The sequence below is a fragment of the Marinobacterium sedimentorum genome, assembly GCF_024267675.1.
Lineage (GTDB): Bacteria > Pseudomonadota > Gammaproteobacteria > Pseudomonadales > Balneatricaceae > Marinobacterium_A > Marinobacterium_A sedimentorum.
Genome location: NZ_JALDYX010000093.1, coordinates 1 through 564 on the forward strand (window position 1 = coordinate 1; position 564 = coordinate 564).

1 protein-coding gene is annotated in these 564 nt (G+C 48.9%); it reads left to right on the forward strand.

Annotated features, from left to right (window positions below):
* Nucleotides 1-266: 266 nt before the first annotated feature.
* Nucleotides 267-564 (forward strand): MAPEG family protein (locus MRS74_RS23580; RefSeq protein WP_254582722.1); only part of this gene is annotated, 298 nt, incomplete at its 3' end.

Below are 564 nucleotides of genomic sequence, written 5' to 3' on the forward strand. Positions count from 1 at the left end.
TCATGAACTTGAGTCCCATCGATTGATGGCGCTATTATCGCACGACTTTTTCAGGTCGAATTTTTCCTCTTGTGTGCGGATCTGAGCGACTTTCGCATTACTGCCACGCCCCGGGGATAAGCAGATGCATCAGACAGTTCAGAACGGCTACGTGGCGCGGTGAGGCGGACTTTAGAGCGGTGCGCCGACTGTCCCTAGACTTCTCTAAATCTTGGGAAAAACCTGTCAAGAACTTTTTGTAACAATTTGAGCTGAATAGTTACTGTATGACAACAGTAACCACGATTTTGAGTTTGGAGAATCCCGTCTTCTTTGCATATGTCCTGGCGGCGTCGATTATGCTGTTGAAGCTCATGCTGCAGCCGTGGATAACCGTTTTTCGAATGATGAAGGTACGCGGTGGCTTTCGTAGCCCCGAGGATGCAAAGAAGAGTCCTCTCAATCCGAATCCTGTGTCTGGTCAGCTGGAACCCAATGAGTATGTTGAGCGTTCGCGGCGTATGAACCTGAACGATCTGGAAAGTATTCCCGCGTTTCTTGTTGCTGGGTTGCTATTCGTACTCA